Here is a 20206-nt window from a genome sequence, read left to right as displayed (position 1 = left end):
AAAGGGGTGCGCGATGCGCCGTTGCGTTTGATACTGGAACCCTCACCGGGCTGGTTCATCGCAGGGCGTAGGTTTTGGAAATCCGCTTCCCCATGTGGCTTCGGGTGGTCGACCGACCCGGGGCCACGGTCTTCGCCACCCTGTCCGCGACCGAGGCGTTCTCGCGGGCCCTCGTCGCCGGCGTGATTCCGCTGGAGGCCTATCGGCTTCTGGAATCCGCCCGTGATGTCAGCATCGCCTACACGGTGATCGGGGTCGTCGCCCTGCTGGCGAGCTTCGCGGTGCCGGTGGTGATCCGGGTGATCCGCCGCAAATGGATCTTCAGTGCCGGCTGCGCCTTCATGATCGCGGCGCCGCTGCTGATGATGGCCGAGGCGATCGTCCCCTTCGTCGGCGCGCTGCAGTTCCGCGCGCTGGCGGTGGTCTGCGTCAACATCTCTCTCAACCTCTACATCCTCGACTACATCGCCCGGAAGGACTTCGTCACCGCCGAGCCGCGGCGGCTCGCCTTCATGGGGGTGGCCTGGTTCACCGGGCCGGGGCTGGGGATCTATCTCTACAAGACCTTCGGGCTGGAGGCGGTCTGCCTGCCCAGCGCCATCTTCGCGCTGATCGCGCTGGGCTATTTCTGGGTGTTGCGGATGCGCGACGACCCGCGCGTGGCGCCGGCCAAGAAGCGGCCGCCGACGCCCTGGGCCAATATCCGCCGCTACATGGCCCAGCCGCGCCTGCGGCTGGCCTGGGCGATCCCCTTCGCCCGCAGCTCCTACTGGGCGGCGTTCTTCGTCTATCCGCCGCTCTACATCGCGAAGTACGGCGGCGACGAGATGCTGTCGGCCGTCATGCTGTCGGCCGGGCAGGGGATGCTGTTCGCCGCCCCCCTGGCGGGCCGGCTGGCCCAGGAACTCGGGATGCGGCGGGTGATCATCCTCGCCTTCATCTTCACCGGCGCCATGTGCCTGATCGCCGGGGCGATCCAGCCCTCGCCGGAGATGGTGGCGTTCCTGTTCTTCGCCGGCTCGGCCGGAGCGATGACCCTGGACGCGCTCGGCAACATCCCGTTCCTGCGCTCGGTCCATGCCTATGAGCGCTCCGAGATGACGTCGGTCTTCCGGACCTATATCGAGGTGTCGCAGCTCCTGCCGGCGGCGGTCTACGCGCTGCTGCTGCTGTATTTCCCGCTGACGTCGGTGTTCATCGCGCTTGGTGTGCTGCTGCTGGCCACGGCCTGGCTGTCGACCTACCTGCCGCGCCGGTTCTGAGCCGGGCCCGTCTCAGCGGGCGCGGCCGGCCACCATGCGCAGCGGCTGGTCATTCGCCACCTCGGCGAAGATCTCCGGCGCCACCGGCTCCAGCTCAACCACGTCCACGGCGACGACCACGTTCTCGGCCACCGGGTTGCTGACCTGCTGCTCGGCCAGGGCTGCCTTCCTGGCGGCCTGGTCGTCCCGCATGCTCGACAGGATCGCCGCCGCGATCGGCACCACGGCGCCGACGACGAAGATCACGCACACGATCGCCAGCAGAAGAGGGTCGACGCTTCCGGTTGCGGCGGCGTGCAGGTTTTCGGCTCCCTGCGGCATGGTGTGCGATCCTTATATGAGAGGGAGGCGAGGCCGGCCCGAAAAAGCAAAAGTCGGCCCCGTTTCCGACGACCGACGCCATCATATAAGCGCTTCGTTACCAAACGGTTAGCTCAAGCGCGACGTCGATAGCTCGCGCGCGACACGGGGCGTCGTTTTTATAGTTTTTTCTGTCGTGATTTTCCGCTACACGACCCTCGTCACCAAGGCCGGGTCGGCACGGGTCGGTCTCGGTGGCTTACGTACATTTTCGGGATGCGTCGCCTCTGGCCCATGGGCCGGTCGAGCGGCGCTTTTTCGTCCGACGCGCCTGTTGTGGGGGAGGCACGGGGTCATGGCTATTCGTTTGGCGACATTGCCGCTCGATGAGGTGAAGGCGCTGGCCGGGGTCGTGGGATTCCCGCGCTGGGCCGGGGATGTGACCGTCGATGACGCGCTCATCGATCTTCATCTGGCGAATGACGACCTGATCGAGCCGGATGACGGCCGCGACCCGAACGCGCCGATCCCGGCCGCAGAGCATGCCGGTCGGGTTGCCTGGCTGGTGCGCAATGTCGCCCGTGACGGCTGCTCCCTGACCCTGCGCGACGGCCGCATCCAGGACGGCAACCACCGACTCGCCGCCGCCATGTATCGCGGCGACGCGCTGATCCGCGTCTGCTTCATGGACTGACGCTCAGGCGGCGGGGGCTTCCTCCGCCTCGGCCTGCAGCCAGACCACCAGCGCCCGGACCTTCGGCATCGCCATCCGGTCCGGCGGCGCCACTAGGTGGTATCCGACCCCTTCATCCACCGGCGCCAGATCGGCGAAGGGTTCCACCAGATCGCCCGCGGCCAAGGCGTCGTGGGCCATGATCCGGTTCTCCAACACCACCCCCATGCCCTGAACCGCGGCCCGCAGCGAGTGGGCCGACTGGGAGAAGCGCAGGTTGCGGGCCCCCCGCAGGCCGGCCAGCCCGTGCGAGCGCAGCCAGGCGGTCCAGCCGGTCAGCCGCTGGTCGGAATGGATCAGGGTCTGCCGGGCCAGGTCCTCCAGCTGTCGGATCGGCGCCGGGCCGTCGCGCAGGGCAGGCGCGCAGAGGGCGACCAGCCGTTCGGAGACCAGCCGATGGCTCTCCAGGCCCGGCCAGGGACCGGCGCCGTAGCGGATGCTGGCATCCACCGCCTCGCGCCCGTAGTCGATCGGCCGCGACGTCGCCTCGATCCGCAGGTCGACCTCCGGATGCTCCGCCAGGAAACGGGGCAGGCGGGGCAGCAGCCAGATCTCGGCGAAGCTGGCCGGGGCGGTGACCACCAGCGTGTCGGCCTGGCCCCGCTCGGCGATCTCGGCGGTGGCGGCGCGCAGGGTCTCGAAGGCCGGGGCGATCTTGGAGAAGTACACCTGACCCGCATCGGTCAGCAGCAGCCGACGGTTCAACCGGTGGAACAGCTTCAGCCCGAGGGACTCTTCCAGGATACGGAGCTGGTGCGACAGGGCCGACGGGGTGATCGACAGCGCCTCGGCGGCGGCCTTCACGCTTAGCCGGGTCGCCACCGCCTCGAAGGCACGCAAGGCGGTCAGGGGAGGGAGGGTTTCCATGTCGGATCGAAATTCCTCAGCCGAATGCTGCAATAGTATCATTTGTCGCGCCGGATCGGGACTCCCATACTGCCTCAAAAGCTGAACGCCGTTCAGGTGAGGCGGCGCGAACCAGGCGACGAGGGAGAAGACCATGGGCAAGATGCTCGATCAGGCGGCGATCGACCGCTACCACAGCGACGGCTACGCCTATCCGATCCGGGTCATGGATGCGGCCGATGCCGCCAGCTTCCGACGGCGGTTCGAGGACTACGAGACCGCCAATGGCGGCTGGTACGAATTGTCCAAGGGCCAGAAGCTCTACCTGCTGCAGACCTGGGTCGCCGACCTGGTCAAGCATCCCAAGGTGTTGGACGCGGTGGAGGATGTTCTCGGCCCCGACATCCTGTGCTGGGGCACCTCGCTGTTCGTGAAGGACGCAAAGAATCCGAGCTTCGTGTCCTGGCACCAGGACGCCACCTATTGGGGCCTGGACCGGCCGGATGTGGTCACCGCCTGGATCGCCCTGTCGCCGGCCACCCTGGAGAGCGGCTGCATGAAGGTCATCCCCGGCAGCCAGAAATGGGAGCAGATCGAACACCGCGACACGCTGGCCAAAGAGAACCTGCTGACCCGCGGTCAGGAGATGGCGGTCGAGGTGAACGAGGAGGAGGCGGTCGCCATGCCGCTGGCGCCGGGCGAGATGTCCCTGCACCACGTGCTGGTCGCCCATGCCAGCAAGCCGAACGAGAGCGACGACCGGCGCATCGGAGTCGCCATCCGCTACGTCGCCCCGCATGTGCGCCAGATCAACGGCGACAAGGATTCGGCGTTGTTGTGCCGGGGCAAGGACACCCACGGCAACTTCATCCACGAGACCGCGCCGGCGGCCGACATGGACGCGGCGGCCCGGGCCGAACATGCCCGGATCATGGCGTTCCGCCAGGGCGTGCTCTACAAGGGCGTGGCCGGAAAGCCGGCCCATACCGCGGTCTAGCGCCGCGCGGATCAGGCCGGTCCAGGCGACCCATAGGGAGCCGCTATCGCATCCATTGCCTCAACTCTGTTGAGGCATGGCGCCGGTTGGCGTAGGGTTTGGTATGTGATGCGATTTTCCCTTCCAGGACGCCGAGATGGCCTATTCCTTTGAACAGTTCTGCCGGGACGCCCATGACGCGCTGGCGGCCGATTCCGGGCCGGCCGGCAAGGAGCGAATCCGCGTGCAGCTCGAGAAGCTGCTGGAGAACCGAGACTTCGTCGATGCGACCTGCGGCCCCCAGGCCGAAATCGGTGTGCACCAGATCTATCGCGATCCGGACTTCGATTTCGTCGTGCTGGCCCATATCAACGACGCCCCGCGCCAGTCGCCGCCGCATGATCACGGCTCCTCCTGGGCGATCTACGGCCAGGCGACCGAATATACCGACATGAGCGAGTACCGCCGTGTCGATGGCGGGGAGGGCGCCGGCGAGGCGGCGATCGAAAAAGTGACGACCTACCGCCTGACGCCGGGCCATGCGGGCCTATATGACGTGGGCGCGATCCATGCGATCGACTATCCGGCGGGCGCGCGCTTCGTGCGTGTCACCGGGACCGACCTCGGCACCGTCGACCGGTTGAAGTTCGACATGAAGGCGGGCAAGGCCGAGGTTATCCAGAGTGTTGGGGCAGGCTGAGGACGGGCCAGTGGCGGTTCAGATTCCGGTAAAGGACACAGACGCCGTGGAAACGCGGATCGAGGATCTGTGCGCCAAACGCGGGCTGCGCATGACGGAGCCCCGGCGGGTGATTGCCCGCGTGCTGTCGGCGGCGGAGGACCACCCCGACGCCGAGGCGCTCTACGATCGGGTGAAGGAGGTCGATCCGACGATCTCCATGGCGACGATCTATCGCACGATGAAGCTGTTCGAGGAGATGGACATCGTCTCCAAGCGGGATTTCGGCGACGGCCGCGCCCGCTACGAGCCGCAATCCGGCCCGGAAGACCATCATCATCACATGATTGATGTTGAGACCGGCGAGGTTCTGGAGTTTTATAATCAGGAACTCGAAGATCTGAAGAAGCGGATCGCCCGCGACCTCGGCTTCGATCTTGTGGACCATCACCTGGAGCTGTTCGGCACCCGCCGCAAGAAGCAGCACTGAGTCGGAAGCCATCATGACGGACGTACGAGAGATCGTCGCCTGTAGCCCGAGTGCCGCCTGTCATCAGGCGGTGACCCGTACCTACGCGCAGATGCGCGAGAACGGTGCCGACGAGCGCGTGGCCTTCGAGGCGGCGCAGAAGGTCTATGCCTGGCACCATCCGGAAGTGCCGCGCGACCGGGTTCCCTATGTGATCGCCGATTGGCTACCCTGACGCGGGCGGCGTCCAAGCACCCCTGAATTGTTAACCAAGCCGGCCGAAAGCCGGCTTTTCGCTGTCGAATGATGCGTGGGTGGCAATGCTGCATTGCAGCATCCGCGCTGGAAGCCGGCCGGGACCAGGATCATCTTTCAGGAAACCCGGAGAGATGGAGAAACCGGTGGCCACCTATCAGAGCTACTACAAGGTCAAGTATCACGACGAGTTCCAGGTCCGCTGGTCCGTCGAGCAGCAGCAGGCAGCCAGCGAGATGGCCGGCCGCCCGGCGCGTACCGTGTCCGGCACGGTGGGCGCGGTCTATGGTGGCACCATCGCCGGCGCCGACGCGGAAGCTGACCGCCGGGGCTAGGCGCCTGATTGTTGCCGATCGGACACGCACTCTCACGCTGGCTCGTTAGTCCGAGTATTGGGAACCGTCAACTGTGATGGTCGAGGCCGGCTACGGTCTTACCTCGGGCCTTTGTTGCAAATTCAGGCTTGGCAGATGGGCGTTTGACCTTCATGGTTGTTCTGCGACGTAGTAAGGTCTTGATTTATTTGGTGTCGGCGAGGGAAGAAAGGCAAAGGAAACGTTGAGCATTTTGACGATGTGCATGTTGGTTGAGTGCAATGGGGCCGTCGGTGCCTTTGTTGATTCCTATGTATTAGCTGTTAGAGCTTAGAATCTAATATAATTTTCGAAGATATTGCGGCGGTTGTTTGTCGTCATATAACTAAATAGAAATATGATCTCTGAAATTCTACATTTGGAACTGTTATGGTGATGCTGATCAAGCAGATTTGGGATGATGTTTTTTTGCATGATAGTTCATCTTATCATGTGTGGAATAAGTTTGATCCGAATATTAGAAATAATAAATCAAAAATAGCATTTTTGCATATCCCCAAGACAGGGGGTAGGCAAGTTGACAATATAATCATGGCGGCAAGAGAGGCGAGCGGCGACGTACGGAGTAATTTTTTTGTAAAGTACTTAAATAGGGAAAGATTGTGCAATGATAATTTGTTTCCTCATATAAGTGATGGTGAGTTTTCAGATTTTATTGATCAATTTAGTTACATATCCCAGCATTTTACGGGTAAGCAATTCAGTCTTGTTGGTGATGAGTTCTTTAAGGTGTCCCTTGTAAGGGAGCCGTATGGGCGATTTAGATCGCATTTCTTACAATATATCTTTTCAAATGACATCGATTACAGCGATGAGGCAGAGCTGAATAGAGCGGTTGAATATCTCATCGAAGAACATAGCAATATATTCGTAGAGACGTATTCTCAGTTCTGTCGCCACGATTCGAGTGAATCTGGTGTAGGCTCTATAATTTCTAGCGGGTTTGATTTTCTGTGTACAGTATCTTATATGGATCAAATGATTTCGTCTGCGTTAGGGTCGCAATGTGACTTCTATATTCTTTCCAAGAATGAGCATTTTAGTAGTAGCAATAATAAAATATTCGCAAAGAGGTTCCTCCAGAAATGGATGGACATTTTTATTGAAAAAAACCAGTTAGATATTAAATTCTATAAGTTTGTTTTAGAAAATGACATGCGGCGTCAGAAAAAAATGAGAAAACGTAACCTGAAGCGCCAGATTATTGTTCCACCTGTAAAATACTATGCGCGGGCTCGATCGGTATATCTTAAACCGAGGCCGTTTTCTGTTGATGAGAACTATAGGAATCCGAGGAATTTCGGTTCAGTGTTCGACGTCTATAGGATCAAGGACAGAGGCGGTTAGAATACTCTCCTCCATTCAGTTCTTGCTCACCGCGCCGTCCAGCCGCCATCGACCATGACGGACGACCCGGTCACCGAGCCCGAGGCCGGCGAGATCAGGTAGAGCGTCGCCGCCGCCACATCCTCCAACTGTCCCAATTCGCCCAGGGCGATCCGCGAGAGGGTATCCGTCTTGAAGGCCGGGTCCTCGAAGAACGGCCGGGTCAGGGGCGTCTCCACGAAGGTCGGGCAGACCGTGTTCACCCGGATGCCGTGGCTTCCCAGATCCCAGGCCATCGCCTTGGTCAGGCCCTCCACCGCGTGCTTGCCGGCGCAGTAGACCGTCCGGTTTGGCGCCCCCACATGGCCCATCTGGGACGACATGTTGACGATCGTCCCCCTGATTCCGGCCTCGATCATGCCCGCCGCCACCGCCTGGGCGACGAAGAAGCAGGCCCGCACGTTCACGCCGAACAGACGGTCATAGGTTTCCACCGACACCTGGGTGAACGGCTCCGGCTGGTTCGAGCCGGCATTGTTCACCAGCCCGTCCACCGGCCCGATCCGCCCGATCGCGGCCTGGGTGCCGTCGATATCGGTGACGTCCTGCACCACGGTCTCGGCCGAACCGCCCTGGGCCTCGATCTTGGCCTTCACCTGCTCCAGCGGTGCCGCAGAGCGGCTCAGCAGGATCACATGGGCTCCGGCCTCGGCGATCGCCTCGGCACAGGCCGCCCCCAGCCCCTTGCCGGCGCCGGTGACCAGCACCCGCTTGCCGTCGAGCCGGAAGCGGTGGGCGACCCTGATGGGCCTGTCATCCCCCTCAGGCATTCCGGCCCCCGTAGCGGCGCACGCGAATATCGGCCTGCTCCTTGTGGCCCGCGAACCCCTCCAGGGCGCAGAGCCGCGAGCAGACCTCGCCGACCTTCACACTGGCCTCGTCGGTCAGCACCCTCTGGTAGGTGCAGGTCTTCATGAACTTCCCCACCCACAGGCCGCCGGTGTAGCGCGCCGCCTTCATGGTCGGCAGGGTGTGGTTGGTGCCGATCACCTTGTCGCCATAGGACACGTTGGTCCGGGGCCCGAGGAACAGGGCGCCGTAATTGGTCATCGTGTTCAGGAAGAAGTCGTCGTCCGACGTCATGATCTGCACATGCTCGCTGGCGATCTCGTCGGCCACCTTGGCCATCTCCGCCAGATCCTCGCAGACGATCACCTGGCCGTAGTCGGCCCAGGCCTGGGCGGCGATCTCCGCCGTCGGCAGCGTCTTCAGCTGGCGCTCCACCTCGGCCATGGTGTCGCGGGCCAGTTTCTCCGAATTGGTCACCAGGATCGCCGGGGAGGTCGGGCCGTGCTCCGCCTGTCCCAGCAGGTCGACGGCGCAGATCTCGCCGTCCACCGTCTCGTCGGCGACGATCAGGGTCTCGGTCGGCCCGGCGAAGAGGTCGATGCCGACCCGGCCGAAGAGCTGGCGCTTGGCCTCGGCGACGAAGGCATTGCCCGGACCCACGAGCATGTCGACGCCGCCGATGGACTCGGTGCCGAGCGCCATCGCGCCGACCGCCTGGATACCGCCCATGCAGTAGATCTCATCCGCACCGCCGAGATGCTGGGCGGCGACGATGGCCGGGTTCGGGCGGCCCTGATAGGGCGGCGCGCAGGTGATGATGCGCTTCACGCCGGCGACCTTGGCCGTCACCACGCTCATATGGGCCGAGGCGACCAGCGGGTACTTGCCGCCCGGCACGTAGCAGCCGACTGCGTTCACCGGGATGTTCTTATGGCCGAGCACGACGCCCGGCATGGTCTCCACCTCGATGTCCTGCAGGGCCGCCTTCTGGTGCTCGGCGAAGCCGCGGATCTGGGTCTGGGCGAACCGGATGTCCTCCAGGTCGGCCGGGTCGAGCTCCGCCAGGGCCTGCTCGATCTGCGCATCGCTCAGCCGGAAGCTGTCCGGTGACCACTTGTCGAACTTTTCCGACAGCTCGCGCACGGCGGCATCGCCGCGCTTGGCGATATCCGCCAGCGTCGCCTCGACGACGGCGCGCACCTTGGCGTCGTCCTCCTGGCGTTCCTCATCAGAGCGGGCGGTCTTCAGCCAGCGGGCCATCGTCATGTTCCTCCACGAATCTCGATTTGTTGTGGAGGACGGTGCCCCTGCCGCGAGGGGATTTCAACCGGGCATCTTGGCGAACGGAGACGGGTCCCCTTACTTACGTCCAGTCGATTACTTCCCGGCCTCGTGCCGGGACCCACGCGTCAACCCGCACGGCTGCCGGAGCGGCGCCCCGTGCGCTCGAAATAGGTTGAAGCGTAGGCCCCGGCACGAGGCCGGGGAGTGCGTTTGGGGAGGGGAGGGGCCGAGGCCTTACTCCGCGGCGTCACGGCTGCGCGCCGTGGTGCGGTCGAGCCAGTACGGGCGGGGGCCGTACATCTCCACCAGGTAATCGACGAAGGCCCGGACCTTCGGCGACAGGTGGCGGTTGGAGGGGTAGACCGCGTAGATCGGCACGTCCTCGCTGACCAGGTCGTCGAGCACCGAGACCAGCCGGCCGTCCTGCACGTACTCGCCGGCCACATGGGCCGCCAGCATGGTCAGCCCGGCGCCGGACAGGGCGAGGGCCAGGATCGAGTCGCCGTGATTGGTGGCGATGGTCCCGCGGGCCCGGACGATCTTCTCCTCGCCGTCGACCCGGAAGTGCCAGTCGTTGATCGGGCTGCCCGGCTGCAGGGTGATCAGCGCGTGGTCCGAAAGGTCCTCCGGCTTGGCCGGCACGCCCCATTTCTCCAGATAGCTCGGCGACGCCACCAGCTTGCGGTGGTTCGGCGCCAGCTTGCGGGCGATCAGCGAGCTGTCCTTGAGCTGGGCGATGCGGATGGCGAGGTCGACGCCTTCCTCCACCAGATCCACCAGCCGGTCGGCCACCAGGAGCTGCACCTGCACCTCCGGGAAGCGGTCCAGGAAGCCGGGCAGGTGCGGCGCCACATGGCGATGGGCAAAGGTCGAGGGGGCCGTGATCTTCAGCAGCCCGCGCGGCGAGCTATGTGCCGTGGTCACCGCCGCCTCGGCCTCGTCCACATCGGCGAGGATCCGCTTGCATCGGTCGTAATAGGCGGAGCCGACCTCGGTCAGGCTCACCCGCCGGGTCGTGCGGTTCAGCAGCCGCACCCCGAGTCGGTCCTCCAGCGCGGAGAGCTGCTTGGAGACGACCGACGGCGACAAGTTCATGTGCCGCGCCGCCCCCGCCAGACTGTTGTTCTCCACAACGGCCGCAAAAATCGACATTCCAGTCAACACGTCCATAGCGGAACCATCCCCTTAACCATCCAGAATTAATTCATCCGGAGCATGAATTCGATGCCATCTTACTTGATTAAGTATCCTCTGAAAAGTTTTACATCTGCCTCACACAACGGCGCCGAGAGCTTCTGCAGGCACCGTGTTCACGGAGGTAGAGATGACCAGCATCGACATGACGCATGCCCCTCGCGACGCGGCTTCGGCCAGTGCAACCGGTACCGCCGGCACGCTTCGTCGGTCCACCATCGACCTCTCGCCGAAAGTCATCGACCAGGCCGTCCACCATGGCCGTCGGCTGCGCTCCCAGGCCTTTGCCGGCGCGGTCACCGGGCTCGGCCGCTGGCTGCTTTCGACCGGAAAGGCCGCCCTCGGCCGCCGCGCGACCACCAAGCTCGGCTGCGGCGAATGCGGCGACATGATGCGGGCGTGATCGACCCCGACAGGACATCGCCCCGCACGGGGAGTTCAGGCGGCGTCATCCCGGGATGACGCCGCTGTCGTTTCCACCCTCAGCGCGGCCGCCGGACCATCATCGCCAGGACGTAGCGGCACGGCGTGTCGCCGTCGTTGCGGTAGCCGTGGCTGCAGGCGCCGTCGTAGTAGATCGAGTCCCCGGCCGACAACCTGTGCACCTGCTCGTCCAGGGTCAGGGTCAGCGTCCCGGCCTCCACCATAAGGTATTCGTGCGAGCCGGGCGGGTGGGGGCCATAGGTGCCGGTATCGACACCCGGCGGGATTGTGGTCTGCATCATCTCGAACTCGACGCCGGGAATGACCGGCGACAGGATCCGGCGGGTCCAGCCGCCGGGCCCGGGCACGACGACCTGATCGCCTGCGCGCAGCACCACGGCTCGGGCCGGACTCTCGTCCTCCACCAGGCGGGAAATGGACGTCTCCAGTCCGGTGGCGATCCGGTGCAGCACCAACACCGTCGCCGCCTTCTCGCCGCGCTCCACCGCCGAGAGCATGCTGAGGCTTATCTCGGCGCGCTCGGCCAGGGCGGCGAGGGTCAGGGACTGGACCTTGCGCATGGCTCGGATACGCTGACCCAGAGCGATCAGGTCGAGGGCGGGATCGTCTCTTGTCATTGATTCCTCATTAGTGGAATATACCATCACTATCGAGGAAATCGAGACGTGATGCGCGGGCGCAAACCGAAATTCAGGCATGTGCGGGGGCGGGAGACTGCCTTCCAGGCGCTGCTGGGCCATAACGGCGGCCCGCCGCTGCCCTCGGCGGCGAGCTGGAACGCGTTCTGCTGGCGCAAGGCGGCCGCGAAGTCCCGCAAGACCCCGTCGCGCGAGGTGCTGGCGATCCGCATGCGCCGGGCGGCCGAACTCGGCCTCGACTACAGGACCTATGCCGCCGTCCTGGCCGATGGCGGCTCCACGCCGCGCACGCTGGTGGTGATGCTGTCCCGCGCGGTGGTCGCCTACGGCCCGTTCGGCCCGCAGGTGACCCGCGACGGTGCCTTGTCCCTCCACGCCGCCGTATCCACCAAGCTGGCGTCGCTCAGCGTGCCGCAGGTCGTGCTGGTGGCCCCGGCGCCGACCGGCGGTCCGGCCCGCGACGCGGTGGCCGCGGCCTTGGACCAGACCGTGCGCGCCGCCGCCTGGCCCATTGCCGCCGCCGGCGTGCTGCCGTCAGCCCCGGCCGGGGAGGTGGCCGCCTGGCTGGGCGACCTGCTGACCGGTGCCGGCCTCTCGCCCCGCACCGCCCTGCTGATCGGCGAGGCGGCACCCTATCAGGATCTCGTGACCCGGGCCCGCCTGCTGGGCCTTCTGCCGGCGATGCGGTATTTCGATCTGCCGACCCCGGCCCCCAAGCCTTAAGGAACGCGCCTATGACGACCAACCGACCGCTTGCGCCCGAGACCCTTGCCGCCCAGGCGTTGGGGTTCATTGACCCGGAAAACGGCGCCCTGGTGCCGCCGGTGCACAGCGCCACAACCTTCGAGCGCCCGCCGGGCGGCATCGTCGGTCCCGGCTACAACTACACCCGCACCGACAACCCGACCTATGCCCAGGTGGAGGCCCTGCTGGCCCGGCTGGAGGGCGGGGCGGAGGCGCTGGTCCTGGCCTCCGGCATGTCGGCGGTGACCGCACCCTTCCTGGCGCTCGGTCCCGGCGACCATGTGGTGGTGCAGGACGTGCTGTACTGGGGCGTGCGCGCCTGGCTGAACGACTTCGCCACCCATTGGGGGCTGAAGGTCCAGTACGTGTCGGCCGGCGACCTTGACGCCCTGCGCGCCGCCATGCGGCCGGGCGAGACCAAACTGGTCTGGGTCGAGACCCCGGCGAACCCGCTGTGGAACGTGGTCGACATCGCCGCGGCGGCCGAGATCGCCCATGCGGCCGGCGCCCGGCTGGCGGTCGATTCCACCGTCGCCACCCCGGTTCTGACCCGGCCGCTGGAGCACGGCGCCGACCTGGTCATGCATTCCGCCACCAAGTTTCTCAACGGCCATAGCGACGTGCTGGCCGGGGCCCTGATCACCGCGCGCGACGACGATTTCTGGCAGCGCATCCGCATGGTGCGCAAGGACCTGGGCATGGTGATCGGCCCGCAGGAGGCCTGGCTGCTGCTGCGCGGCATGCGCACCCTGCACATCCGCGTGCGCAAGGCCTGCGAGAACGCGCTGGCGATCGCCGAGGCGATGCGGGCCCATCCGAAGATCGTGGAGGTGCTCTATCCGGGCCTGCCCGACCATCCGGGCCATGCCGTCGCGACGCGGCAGATGCAGGGCGGCTACAGCGGCATGCTGTCGATCCGGGTCGCCGGAGGCAAGGAGGCGGCGCTGGAGACCATGCGTCGGATGGCGGTGTTCACCAGCGCCACCTCGCTCGGCGGCACCGAGAGCCTGGCCGAGCATCGCCGCTCCACCGAGGGTCCGGATTCGCCGGTGCCGGACGACCTGATCCGGTTGGCGGTGGGCATCGAGGCGGCCGAGGACCTGATCGAGGACCTGACCCAGGCACTGGACTTCTGACCGTTGGGGCAGGGCGCTTCGCCCGTGCCGGCGCCGCCGTGTCGGACCCGGCCGATGCAGGACGCTTGACGGCAGACGTCGGCGGCCCGTAGAAGGGGCGCGCATACGCCGTGCGGGGGTCGGAAACGGCCCCCGAATGCCCTCCCGGCGGAGGGGTGGCCGAGTGGCTGAAGGCGGCGGTTTGCTAAACCGTTGAAGGGGTAATGCCCCTTCCGTGGGTTCGAATCCCATCCCCTCCGCCAGCTTCCTCCCTGCGCACTCTGGATCTTCCGCCTGTCGCTGCAACGGCCGAACCGGTTCCGAACAGGCTCGGCCCGGGAAAATCCGCTTCCGAACCGCTGGACGCCATTCACGCGGTCCGGGTCCGTCCCCATATGGGCCGGGATCGAGAGCCGGCTGTGGGTCGGTTGGGGGTTCGATTACGGGGCTGATGGATCGTGTTTGATATCTGGTTGCCGCTGCTCGGCGGGCTCGTGCTTCTGATTGTCGGTGGCGAGCTGCTGGTGCGCGGTGCGGTCCGGGTCGCCACCCGGCTCGGCGTGTCGCCGCTCGTCATCGGCCTGACCCTGGTCGGGTTCGGGACCTCGACCCCGGAGCTGGTCACCTCGCTGCAGGCGGGGCTCGCCGGTGCGCCCGGGATCGCCTACGGAAATATCGTCGGCTCCAACATCTCCAACATCCTGCTGATCGTCGGCGTCTCGGCCCTGGTCTTCCCGATCGCCGTGCAGTCCGGCGCCCTGAAGCGCGACGGTGGGGTCATGATCGCCGTCGCCGCTGTCTTCGCCGGGCTGGCGGCATTGCTGCCCTTCGGCCCGTGGATCGGTGCCGCCCTCCTGGCGGCGCTGGCGACCTATATCTACGTCGCCTTCCGGCAGGAGCGGGTGGCCACCCCGGACGGGCATGGCGCTGCCTACGACAAGGGCGTGGCCCTGCAGGATGCCGATCCGGGGACCGTCCCCGACGCGCGATCGGCCGGGTCGCTGCCGATATCGCTGGTGACGGCGGTGGTCGGCCTCGCGCTGGTGGTGCTGGGCGGACATTTCCTGGTCGGCGGCGCGGTTGCGCTCGCCCGCGGCTTCGGGATCTCCGAGACCGTCATCGGCCTGACGATCGTGGCGATCGGCACGTCCATGCCGGAACTGGTCACCTCCGTCATGGCCAGCATCCGGCGGCAGAGCGACGTGGCCTTTGGCAACATCGTCGGCTCGAACATCTACAACATCCTGGGGATCGGCGGGATGACGGCCCTGGTGGCGCCCGGGGCGGTGCCGGCCGAGATCGTCGGCTTCGACAACCTGGTCATGGTCGGCGTGTCAGTGCTGATGATGGCCTTCGCCTATACCGGCCTGCGGATCGGCCGGCGCGAGGGGGCGCTGCTGCTCGCGGGATACGGAACCTACCTCTACATGCTCTGGCCCTGAGATCGCGGCCTGGCCTCGGGCGGGTGGGTTGTCCCTCCGGTCTTGTGCAGTGCGAAAACGTGGTGAGAATTCCTCCCGGCCCGGCTAGCCTGGGCCGGCGAGAGTCGTCTGCGCTCTTCCCGCCTGCCGCGACCGTCCCTCACGGAGACCCCAATGCCCGCGCCGCTCGTCCGGATCGAGACGTCCGATGCCCTGCCGTCCGAGGCCGATGTCGTGGTCATCGGCGGCGGCATCATCGGCGCCTGCACCACCTATTATCTGGCGAAGCGCGGGGTAAAGGTGGTGTTGCTGGAGAAGGGGCTGATCGGCGCCGAGCAGTCGAGCCGGAACTGGGGCTGGTGCCGCCAGCAGAACCGCGACGCCCGCGAGCTGCCGCTGGCCACCCGCAGCTTGGCCCTGTGGGACGCGCTGCCGGGCGAGATCGGCGAGGATGTGGGGTTCCGGCGCTGCGGGCTGACCTATCTGACCGATGACGCGGAACAGCTTGCCACCTGGACGGCGTGGTGCGACTTCGCCAGGGGCGAGGGGGTGGAGACCCATGTGATGACGGCCGAGATGCTCGCCCGGCGCGGCAGCGTCACCGGCAAGACCTGGCTTGGCGGCGTGTGGTCGCCCAGCGACGGCACCGCCGACCCGTCGCGCGCCGCCCCGATGTTCGCCAAGGGCGTGGAGAAGTTCGGCGGAACCGTGGTGCAGACCTGCGCGGCGCGCGGGATCGAGCGCCATGCCGGCCGGGTCGGCGCCGTGATCACCGAGAAGGGGGAGATCCGGACCGCCCAGGTGGTCATGGCCGGCGGCGCCTGGGCCTCGTCCTTCTGCCGCCAGCACGGCGTGCGCTTCCCGCAGGCGACAATCCGCTCCACGGTGGTGTCGGTCGCCGGTGCGCAGGACATCCCGGACGCGGTCTTCACCCCGGACAGCGCCATCACCCGCCGGGCCGACGGGACCGTCACGCTCGCCATCGGCGGCCGGGGCGAGCTCGACCCGACCCTGCAGACCCTGCGCTTCGCCGGGCCGTTCATGCCAATGTGGCTGAAGCGGCGGAAATCTGTGCTGCCGGGTACCCTGCAGGGGATGTGCTGGGGCCACGAGACCCTGGTGCGCTGGGTGATGGACCAGCCGACGCCGATGGAGAAGGCCCGCATCCTCGACCCGAAGCCGTCCAACCGGGTGATGAACGAGACCCTGGAGCGGGCCCGCAAGGTGATGCCGGGGCTGCGCGACGCCACCATCCGGCAGAGCTGGGCCGGCTATATCGACAGCACGCCCGACGGCATCCCGGTGATCGGCCAGGTGCCAGGCCTGCCGGGCTGCATCCTGGCGGCCGGGTTCAGCGGCCATGGCTTCGGCATCGGTCCGGGCACCGGCTACATGATCGCCGACATGGTGACGGGCACGCCGAGCTATGTGGACACCAACCAGTACCGGCTGTCGCGCTTCGACAAGGGCGCCTGGGGCAAGGTGGCCGAGTTCTGACCGGTTCTGATCAGGCGGCGTCGGACATATAGGGCTCGACCGGGGCGGTGATCCTGCCGTCGCGGATCGGCACACAGGCGTCGGGGAAGTCCTGGCGGAACCGGGCGCCCAGGGCCGTCGCCTTGTCGAGGAACTCCTCCAGCCGGTCCATGGCACCGGTCGGCAGGTCGTGCAGCACGATCAGGGTCCAGGGCTGCGCCTTGCACTGGGCCAGCGCGGTCTCCACCCAGCCCTCGGGGTCTGCCCAGTCGCGTGGGATGGCGTTCCACAGCACGCAGGAATAGCCCTCGCCGGTTAGGTGGTCGACCACCGCGCGGCGCAGCAGCCGGCCGTCCAGATTGCCGCCGCCGCCGAACGGCCGGAACAGCCGGGTTTTTGCACCGGCCTCGCGCAGCACCCGGTCGGTCCGGGAGATCTCGGCCTCGACCAGATCCGGGGCCGGGTTCTCGCCCAGCGGGATGGAGTGGGTATAGGTGTGGTTGCCGATCCGGTGACCGTCCGCCAGGGCGGCGCGGACCAGGGCGGGGCCGTCCGGATGCTCCAGCTTGCTGCCGACCACGAAGAAGGTGGCCTTCAGGCCGCGGGCCCGCAGTATGTTCAGGACGCGGGGCGTGACCTCCGGGTCGGGACCGTTGTCGAAGGTGAGCGTGAGATCGAACATGGCGGCATCCGTCGGTGGCGGCTGTCCCGGTACTTTCACGCCCCAGGCGCCGGGGCACAACACCCCGATCCGGGGACCCTCCGCACCCCGGGTCCGTGGGCGGCGCAAAGGCGCCCCGCGCCGAGCTCATATTGACAACGCTTCCCGGGGGTTCCACTCCTTGGCCGATGACCGCGCCATGCACTAGCATCCGGGCCGGATCGGGGGCGGCTTCCTTGCGGGGCCGTTAACCGGAAAACCGACCGTCTCGTGCCGACCAGAGGGAACGCCTGTGAAAAACTCAAGAACCGTCCTGATCGACCGCCATCCGGGCCGCTCGGCCCAGACCATCGGGCTCGCCCGCGAGCTCGGCACCGACCCGGAACTGATCCACGAGCCGTCCGTCGGCGTGGTCGGCACCAAGGGCGACAGCCAGTGCTATCTCGGCGTCCAGGCGAAGGTCGAGGCGATCCACCAGACCCTCAAGAGCCATGTCGGCTCCGAGGCGGACAAGCTGCGGCTGCGCCTCGTGCAGCCGGAATACACGATCGCCACGTCGGACGGCATCCGCAACGGCACCCGCGAGATGCGCTACTCGCTGATCGGCCGCGAAGTCACCCATGACGCGCTGTGCGAGCATCTGTCGGCCACCGGCCTCGCCGGCACCATCGCCGTCGTCGCCTGCGACAAGCCGCCGGTCGGCACGCTCGCCGCGATCCTGGAGCATAACCAGCCGGCCATCATCATGTCCGACGGGCCGATCCGTCCGGGCCACGATCCGAATACCGGCGAGGCCCTGGACATCGTCAGCGCCTATCAGGTCGCCGGCAATCCGGATCCCGAGTTCCGGCACCACATCTCCTGCCATGCCTGTCCGGGCATCGGGAGCTGCGGCGGCATGTTCACCTACAACACCATGCAGACCTTCATCGGCGTCGTCGGCCTGCAGCCGCTGGAGATGGTCGCCCCGCCGTCGGACGACCCGCGCCGCCTCAACGAGTTCCCGGAGGTGCTGGTCAAGCACCTGGCGAACATGATCGAGAAGGATCTGAAGCCGCGCGACATCGTCGTGCGCGACAGCCTGCGCAACGCGATGATCGTCGCCATGGCGATCGGCGGGTCCACCAACGTCACCCTGCACGCGCCGGAGATCGCGCGGGCGGCCGGCTATGCCGACTTCTGGAAGGAGGTCATCACGCCGGAGGAGTTCAACCACCTGTCCCAGCATGTGGTGCCGGTGCTGACCGATGCCCGGCCCTACGGCAAGTACTCGATGGTCGATATCGACGCGGTCGGCGGCGTGCAGGTCATCGTGCGCGAGCTGCTCGAGGCCGGCCTGCTGAACGGCGACGTGCTGACCTGCACCGGCGAGACCCTGGCCGAGCAGGTCAAGCGGCTGGAGACCAAGAAGGTCGACGGCAAGGTCATCTACCCGGTCGAGAAGCCGTACAAGCCCACCGGCGGCCTGCGGGTGCTGGGCGGCAACCTGTCGCCGGACTTCTCTGCCATCCTGAAGCTCGCCGGTGTCGAGGTGGGCCTGGAGAACAACCGCTTCGTCGGCAAGGCGCGGGTGTTCGAGGGCGAGGCCGGGCTGCTCAAGGCGCTGGACGAGACGCCGGACAGCTTCGAGAACAACGACATGATCATCGTGCGCTACGAGGGGCCGAGCGGCGCGCCGGGCATGCCGGAGATGCTGGACCCGACCTCGCGCATCACCACGCTCTGCCGCGAGCGGGGTATTGCCGTCGGCCTGATGACCGACGCGCGCTTCTCCGGCGGCTCGGTCGGCCTGGTGATCGGCCATGTGGGTCCGGAAGCGGCCCTGGGTGGCCCGATCGCGCTGATCGAGGACGGGGACGAGATCGTCGCCGACCTCAACACCAACGAGCTGTCCTGCACCGCGCTGGACGACAAGGCGACCCGGGAGGCCCGTCAGGCGAAATGGGACAAGGAGGTCGCCGACAATGGCGGCATCCATCCGAACTGCGGCATCGCCGATACCCGGCTGCTGCACCGGGCCCGCCACACGGCGGTGCCGGCGACCCGCGGCGGCGGTCTGCACCCGAACCGGGAGGTCTGGGTGCGCGACCCGCGCGAGGCCGAACGCTCGGGCTTCTCGCCGAAGAACAAGTATCGGCCGCAGACGGACAAGACGTTCTGACCGGTCTGCATCGCTGCTATCGCTGACCGTCCCTCATCGCTTCAACGGCGTGGGGGGCGGCAGCGGCCCGCCGATCCGGCCGGGCGGCGGGGTCATGGCGCTATCGGGCCCGGCCTTGAGATCGACCGGTATCGTCACGCTCCCGGTGTAGCCGTCCTCGGGATCCCCAGACATCGACATCGTCTGCTGCGCCAGCTGTTGCGGGGTGCTGTCGCGGAACACCGTGTCCCTCGGGATGCTCAACCGGCGCAAGGTGCCGAGCGCCCCGGCATAGGGGGCACTGCCCCGGTACACCTCCGCCAGTGCCATCTCCGGCAGGGCGATCTGCCCGGTCAGCAGCGAACGGGGGCCGGCGACCGCTGCGTCTATATTCTCGAAGACTTGGAAATGGATGTGCGGCCAGCGCCCGGGATAGCAGCCGGGCACGATGGTCGTGACGCTGACCTCGCCGTCGGAATCCGTCACGCCGACCCCGCGCAGGTAGTTCGCCTCGGGCCGGTCGTAGAGCGAGTACCGGCCGTTCGCGTCGCAGTGCCAGAGATAGATCGCGTGATCCTCCAGCGGCGCGCAGCCGTCGGCGTCGAGCAGCGTCAGCTCCAGCTTCAGTTCCACACCCTCGGCGATCGGCGTCAGCGGGCCGAACGAGGCGCGGATGTCCTCGCGTACCACGCCGGACTGGGCGAGCACGTTGAGCGTCCGTCCGCGATGTCCGTTGCTGCCGTCGGCGGGGAACGGTCCGGCGGTCGCCCATCGCAGCGGGAAGCACACGTCCGCCTCGGCCGGCAGGGCGCCGGCGGCTGCGAGACCGGCGCCTCCCAGCAGGGCGAGGGCGCGGCGCCGTCCGATCAGGCGCGGCAGATCATGCTGGAACCCGAGGTCGTGGTCCTCAAGCGGCTGGTTCATGGGGTGGCCCCTGATGTCCTGAAACGGTTGATCCCGGACATAAGACGCTCCAAGGCGCGATTTCCGTCGGTGCGGCAAATCGCCGTCGGGGCCCGA

Annotated in this window: 22 protein-coding genes and 1 tRNA gene; 15 read left to right on the top strand and 8 right to left on the bottom strand. The window is 66.5% G+C overall.

Annotated features, from left to right (window positions below):
• The first annotated feature begins 92 nt into the window (after positions 1-92).
• Positions 93-1262 carry an MFS transporter gene (locus tag ACOQOP_RS09775; protein ID WP_420566142.1) on the top strand — a complete coding sequence of 390 codons (1170 nt, stop codon included), beginning with the start codon at positions 93-95 and terminating at the stop codon, positions 1260-1262.
• 12 nt (positions 1263-1274) lie between these two features.
• Here the strand turns inward: ACOQOP_RS09775 and ACOQOP_RS09770 are convergent, their stop codons facing one another.
• Positions 1275-1583 (bottom strand): hypothetical protein, encoded by a 309-nt coding sequence (locus ACOQOP_RS09770; protein ID WP_420566141.1) that lies wholly within the window; start codon positions 1581-1583, stop codon positions 1275-1277.
• A gap of 334 nt (positions 1584-1917) precedes the next feature.
• Here ACOQOP_RS09770 and ACOQOP_RS09765 point away from each other — a divergent pair, with 334 nt between their 5' ends.
• Positions 1918-2256, top strand: coding sequence for a hypothetical protein (locus tag ACOQOP_RS09765; protein ID WP_420566140.1), 339 nt, complete (start codon positions 1918-1920; stop codon positions 2254-2256).
• 3 nt (positions 2257-2259) lie between these two features.
• On the opposite strand, the gene gcvA is transcribed toward ACOQOP_RS09765, so the two are convergent.
• A complete protein-coding gene (gene gcvA, locus ACOQOP_RS09760) occupies positions 2260-3162 on the bottom strand; it encodes a transcriptional regulator GcvA (RefSeq protein WP_420566139.1) in 903 nt (300 codons plus the stop codon).
• A 133-nt stretch (positions 3163-3295) separates the two neighbouring features.
• Between gcvA and ACOQOP_RS09755 the strand changes: the two genes are divergently transcribed.
• The 6 genes from ACOQOP_RS09755 to ACOQOP_RS09730 all read left to right on the top strand — a co-directional run bounded on the left by ACOQOP_RS09755 (position 3296) and on the right by ACOQOP_RS09730 (position 7241).
• Positions 3296-4138 carry a phytanoyl-CoA dioxygenase family protein gene (locus ACOQOP_RS09755; RefSeq protein ID WP_420566138.1) on the top strand — a complete coding sequence of 281 codons (843 nt, stop codon included), beginning with the start codon at positions 3296-3298 and terminating at the stop codon, positions 4136-4138.
• A gap of 136 nt (positions 4139-4274) precedes the next feature.
• Positions 4275-4817 carry a hypothetical protein gene (locus tag ACOQOP_RS09750; RefSeq protein ID WP_420566137.1) on the top strand — a complete coding sequence of 181 codons (543 nt, stop codon included), beginning with the start codon at positions 4275-4277 and terminating at the stop codon, positions 4815-4817.
• 91 nt (positions 4818-4908) lie between these two features.
• Positions 4909-5286, top strand: coding sequence for a Fur family transcriptional regulator (locus ACOQOP_RS09745; RefSeq protein ID WP_051243731.1), 378 nt, complete (start codon positions 4909-4911; stop codon positions 5284-5286).
• 13 nt (positions 5287-5299) lie between these two features.
• Positions 5300-5500, top strand: coding sequence for a hypothetical protein (locus ACOQOP_RS09740; protein ID WP_420566136.1), 201 nt, complete (start codon positions 5300-5302; stop codon positions 5498-5500).
• Positions 5501-5654: 154 nt separating this feature from the next.
• A complete protein-coding gene (locus ACOQOP_RS09735; protein WP_420566135.1) occupies positions 5655-5855 on the top strand; it encodes a hypothetical protein in 201 nt (66 codons plus the stop codon).
• A 408-nt stretch (positions 5856-6263) separates the two neighbouring features.
• Entirely contained in the window at positions 6264-7241 is a 978-nt protein-coding gene (locus ACOQOP_RS09730; protein ID WP_420566134.1) for a sulfotransferase family 2 domain-containing protein, read from the top strand.
• 26 nt (positions 7242-7267) lie between these two features.
• Here ACOQOP_RS09730 and ACOQOP_RS09725 read toward each other — a convergent pair whose 3' ends face one another.
• The 3 genes from ACOQOP_RS09725 to ACOQOP_RS09715 all read right to left on the bottom strand — a co-directional run bounded on the left by ACOQOP_RS09725 (position 7268) and on the right by ACOQOP_RS09715 (position 10505).
• Positions 7268-8050 carry an SDR family NAD(P)-dependent oxidoreductase gene (locus ACOQOP_RS09725; protein WP_420566133.1) on the bottom strand — a complete coding sequence of 261 codons (783 nt, stop codon included), beginning with the start codon at positions 8048-8050 and terminating at the stop codon, positions 7268-7270.
• Complete coding sequence (gene hisD, locus ACOQOP_RS09720; protein ID WP_420566132.1) at positions 8043-9329, bottom strand: histidinol dehydrogenase; 1287 nt, start codon at positions 9327-9329, stop codon at positions 8043-8045. The genes ACOQOP_RS09725 and hisD overlap by 8 nt, the downstream gene beginning before the upstream one ends.
• A gap of 258 nt (positions 9330-9587) precedes the next feature.
• Positions 9588-10505, bottom strand: coding sequence for a LysR family transcriptional regulator (locus ACOQOP_RS09715; protein ID WP_420566131.1), 918 nt, complete (start codon positions 10503-10505; stop codon positions 9588-9590).
• 172 nt (positions 10506-10677) lie between these two features.
• Here ACOQOP_RS09715 and ACOQOP_RS09710 point away from each other — a divergent pair, with 172 nt between their 5' ends.
• Positions 10678-10950: a hypothetical protein gene (locus tag ACOQOP_RS09710; protein WP_420566130.1), complete on the top strand. Its 273-nt coding sequence runs from the start codon at positions 10678-10680 to the stop codon at positions 10948-10950.
• 79 nt (positions 10951-11029) lie between these two features.
• Here the strand turns inward: ACOQOP_RS09710 and ACOQOP_RS09705 are convergent, their stop codons facing one another.
• Complete coding sequence (locus ACOQOP_RS09705) at positions 11030-11608, bottom strand: helix-turn-helix domain-containing protein (RefSeq protein WP_420566129.1); 579 nt, start codon at positions 11606-11608, stop codon at positions 11030-11032.
• A gap of 51 nt (positions 11609-11659) precedes the next feature.
• Here ACOQOP_RS09705 and ACOQOP_RS09700 point away from each other — a divergent pair, with 51 nt between their 5' ends.
• The 5 genes from ACOQOP_RS09700 (at position 11660) to ACOQOP_RS09680 (ending at position 16406) form a co-directional block, all read left to right on the top strand.
• Complete coding sequence (locus ACOQOP_RS09700) at positions 11660-12352, top strand: hypothetical protein (RefSeq protein ID WP_420566128.1); 693 nt, start codon at positions 11660-11662, stop codon at positions 12350-12352.
• A gap of 11 nt (positions 12353-12363) precedes the next feature.
• Positions 12364-13509: a trans-sulfuration enzyme family protein gene (locus ACOQOP_RS09695; protein WP_420566127.1), complete on the top strand. Its 1146-nt coding sequence runs from the start codon at positions 12364-12366 to the stop codon at positions 13507-13509.
• 149 nt (positions 13510-13658) lie between these two features.
• A tRNA-Ser gene (locus ACOQOP_RS09690) sits at positions 13659-13751 on the top strand.
• 195 nt (positions 13752-13946) lie between these two features.
• Positions 13947-14930 (top strand): calcium/sodium antiporter, encoded by a 984-nt coding sequence (locus ACOQOP_RS09685; RefSeq protein WP_420566126.1) that lies wholly within the window; start codon positions 13947-13949, stop codon positions 14928-14930.
• Between the two features lie 153 nt (positions 14931-15083).
• Positions 15084-16406 carry an NAD(P)/FAD-dependent oxidoreductase gene (locus tag ACOQOP_RS09680; protein WP_420566125.1) on the top strand — a complete coding sequence of 441 codons (1323 nt, stop codon included), beginning with the start codon at positions 15084-15086 and terminating at the stop codon, positions 16404-16406.
• 10 nt (positions 16407-16416) lie between these two features.
• On the opposite strand, the gene ACOQOP_RS09675 is transcribed toward ACOQOP_RS09680, so the two are convergent.
• Positions 16417-17067, bottom strand: a complete 651-nt coding sequence (locus tag ACOQOP_RS09675; RefSeq protein WP_420566124.1) for a polysaccharide deacetylase family protein — start codon at positions 17065-17067, stop codon at positions 16417-16419.
• 271 nt (positions 17068-17338) lie between these two features.
• On the opposite strand from ACOQOP_RS09675, the gene ACOQOP_RS09670 reads away from it, so the two are divergent.
• Positions 17339-19207 carry a dihydroxy-acid dehydratase gene (locus ACOQOP_RS09670; protein WP_420566123.1) on the top strand — a complete coding sequence of 623 codons (1869 nt, stop codon included), beginning with the start codon at positions 17339-17341 and terminating at the stop codon, positions 19205-19207.
• Between the two features lie 33 nt (positions 19208-19240).
• Here the strand turns inward: ACOQOP_RS09670 and ACOQOP_RS09665 are convergent, their stop codons facing one another.
• The gene (locus ACOQOP_RS09665; protein WP_420566122.1) at positions 19241-20110 is read right to left on the bottom strand and encodes a hypothetical protein; all 870 of its coding nucleotides are present in this window, start codon (positions 20108-20110) and stop codon (positions 19241-19243) included.
• Positions 20111-20206: the final 96 nt, after the last annotated feature.

The sequence above is a fragment of the Thalassobaculum sp. genome (assembly GCF_965223715.1).
Lineage (GTDB): Bacteria > Pseudomonadota > Alphaproteobacteria > Thalassobaculales > Thalassobaculaceae > Thalassobaculum.
Note: the sequence above shows the minus strand (reverse complement) of the source record. Positions and strands in the feature narration are given on the sequence as shown.

Bases quoted from the DNA above. Each gene is read 5' to 3' on its own strand.
- ACOQOP_RS09775 (WP_420566142.1), top strand. From the start codon at position 93: ATGTGGCTTCGGGTGGTCGACCGACCCGGGGCCACGGTCTTCGCCACC.
- ACOQOP_RS09770 (WP_420566141.1), bottom strand. From the start codon at position 1,583: ATGCCGCAGGGAGCCGAAAACCTGCACGCCGCCGCAACCGGAAGCGTC.
- ACOQOP_RS09765 (WP_420566140.1), top strand. From the start codon at position 1,918: ATGGCTATTCGTTTGGCGACATTGCCGCTCGATGAGGTGAAGGCGCTG.
- gcvA (WP_420566139.1), bottom strand. From the start codon at position 3,162: ATGGAAACCCTCCCTCCCCTGACCGCCTTGCGTGCCTTCGAGGCGGTG.
- ACOQOP_RS09755 (WP_420566138.1), top strand. From the start codon at position 3,296: ATGGGCAAGATGCTCGATCAGGCGGCGATCGACCGCTACCACAGCGAC.
- ACOQOP_RS09750 (WP_420566137.1), top strand. From the start codon at position 4,275: ATGGCCTATTCCTTTGAACAGTTCTGCCGGGACGCCCATGACGCGCTG.
- ACOQOP_RS09745 (WP_051243731.1), top strand. From the start codon at position 4,909: ATGACGGAGCCCCGGCGGGTGATTGCCCGCGTGCTGTCGGCGGCGGAG.
- ACOQOP_RS09740 (WP_420566136.1), top strand. From the start codon at position 5,300: ATGACGGACGTACGAGAGATCGTCGCCTGTAGCCCGAGTGCCGCCTGT.
- ACOQOP_RS09735 (WP_420566135.1), top strand. From the start codon at position 5,655: ATGGAGAAACCGGTGGCCACCTATCAGAGCTACTACAAGGTCAAGTAT.
- ACOQOP_RS09730 (WP_420566134.1), top strand. From the start codon at position 6,264: ATGGTGATGCTGATCAAGCAGATTTGGGATGATGTTTTTTTGCATGAT.
- ACOQOP_RS09725 (WP_420566133.1), bottom strand. From the start codon at position 8,050: ATGCCTGAGGGGGATGACAGGCCCATCAGGGTCGCCCACCGCTTCCGG.
- hisD (WP_420566132.1), bottom strand. From the start codon at position 9,329: ATGGCCCGCTGGCTGAAGACCGCCCGCTCTGATGAGGAACGCCAGGAG.
- ACOQOP_RS09715 (WP_420566131.1), bottom strand. From the start codon at position 10,505: ATGTCGATTTTTGCGGCCGTTGTGGAGAACAACAGTCTGGCGGGGGCG.
- ACOQOP_RS09710 (WP_420566130.1), top strand. From the start codon at position 10,678: ATGACCAGCATCGACATGACGCATGCCCCTCGCGACGCGGCTTCGGCC.
- ACOQOP_RS09705 (WP_420566129.1), bottom strand. From the start codon at position 11,608: ATGACAAGAGACGATCCCGCCCTCGACCTGATCGCTCTGGGTCAGCGT.
- ACOQOP_RS09700 (WP_420566128.1), top strand. From the start codon at position 11,660: ATGCGCGGGCGCAAACCGAAATTCAGGCATGTGCGGGGGCGGGAGACT.
- ACOQOP_RS09695 (WP_420566127.1), top strand. From the start codon at position 12,364: ATGACGACCAACCGACCGCTTGCGCCCGAGACCCTTGCCGCCCAGGCG.
- ACOQOP_RS09680 (WP_420566125.1), top strand. From the start codon at position 15,084: ATGCCCGCGCCGCTCGTCCGGATCGAGACGTCCGATGCCCTGCCGTCC.
- ACOQOP_RS09675 (WP_420566124.1), bottom strand. From the start codon at position 17,067: ATGTTCGATCTCACGCTCACCTTCGACAACGGTCCCGACCCGGAGGTC.
- ACOQOP_RS09665 (WP_420566122.1), bottom strand. From the start codon at position 20,110: ATGAACCAGCCGCTTGAGGACCACGACCTCGGGTTCCAGCATGATCTG.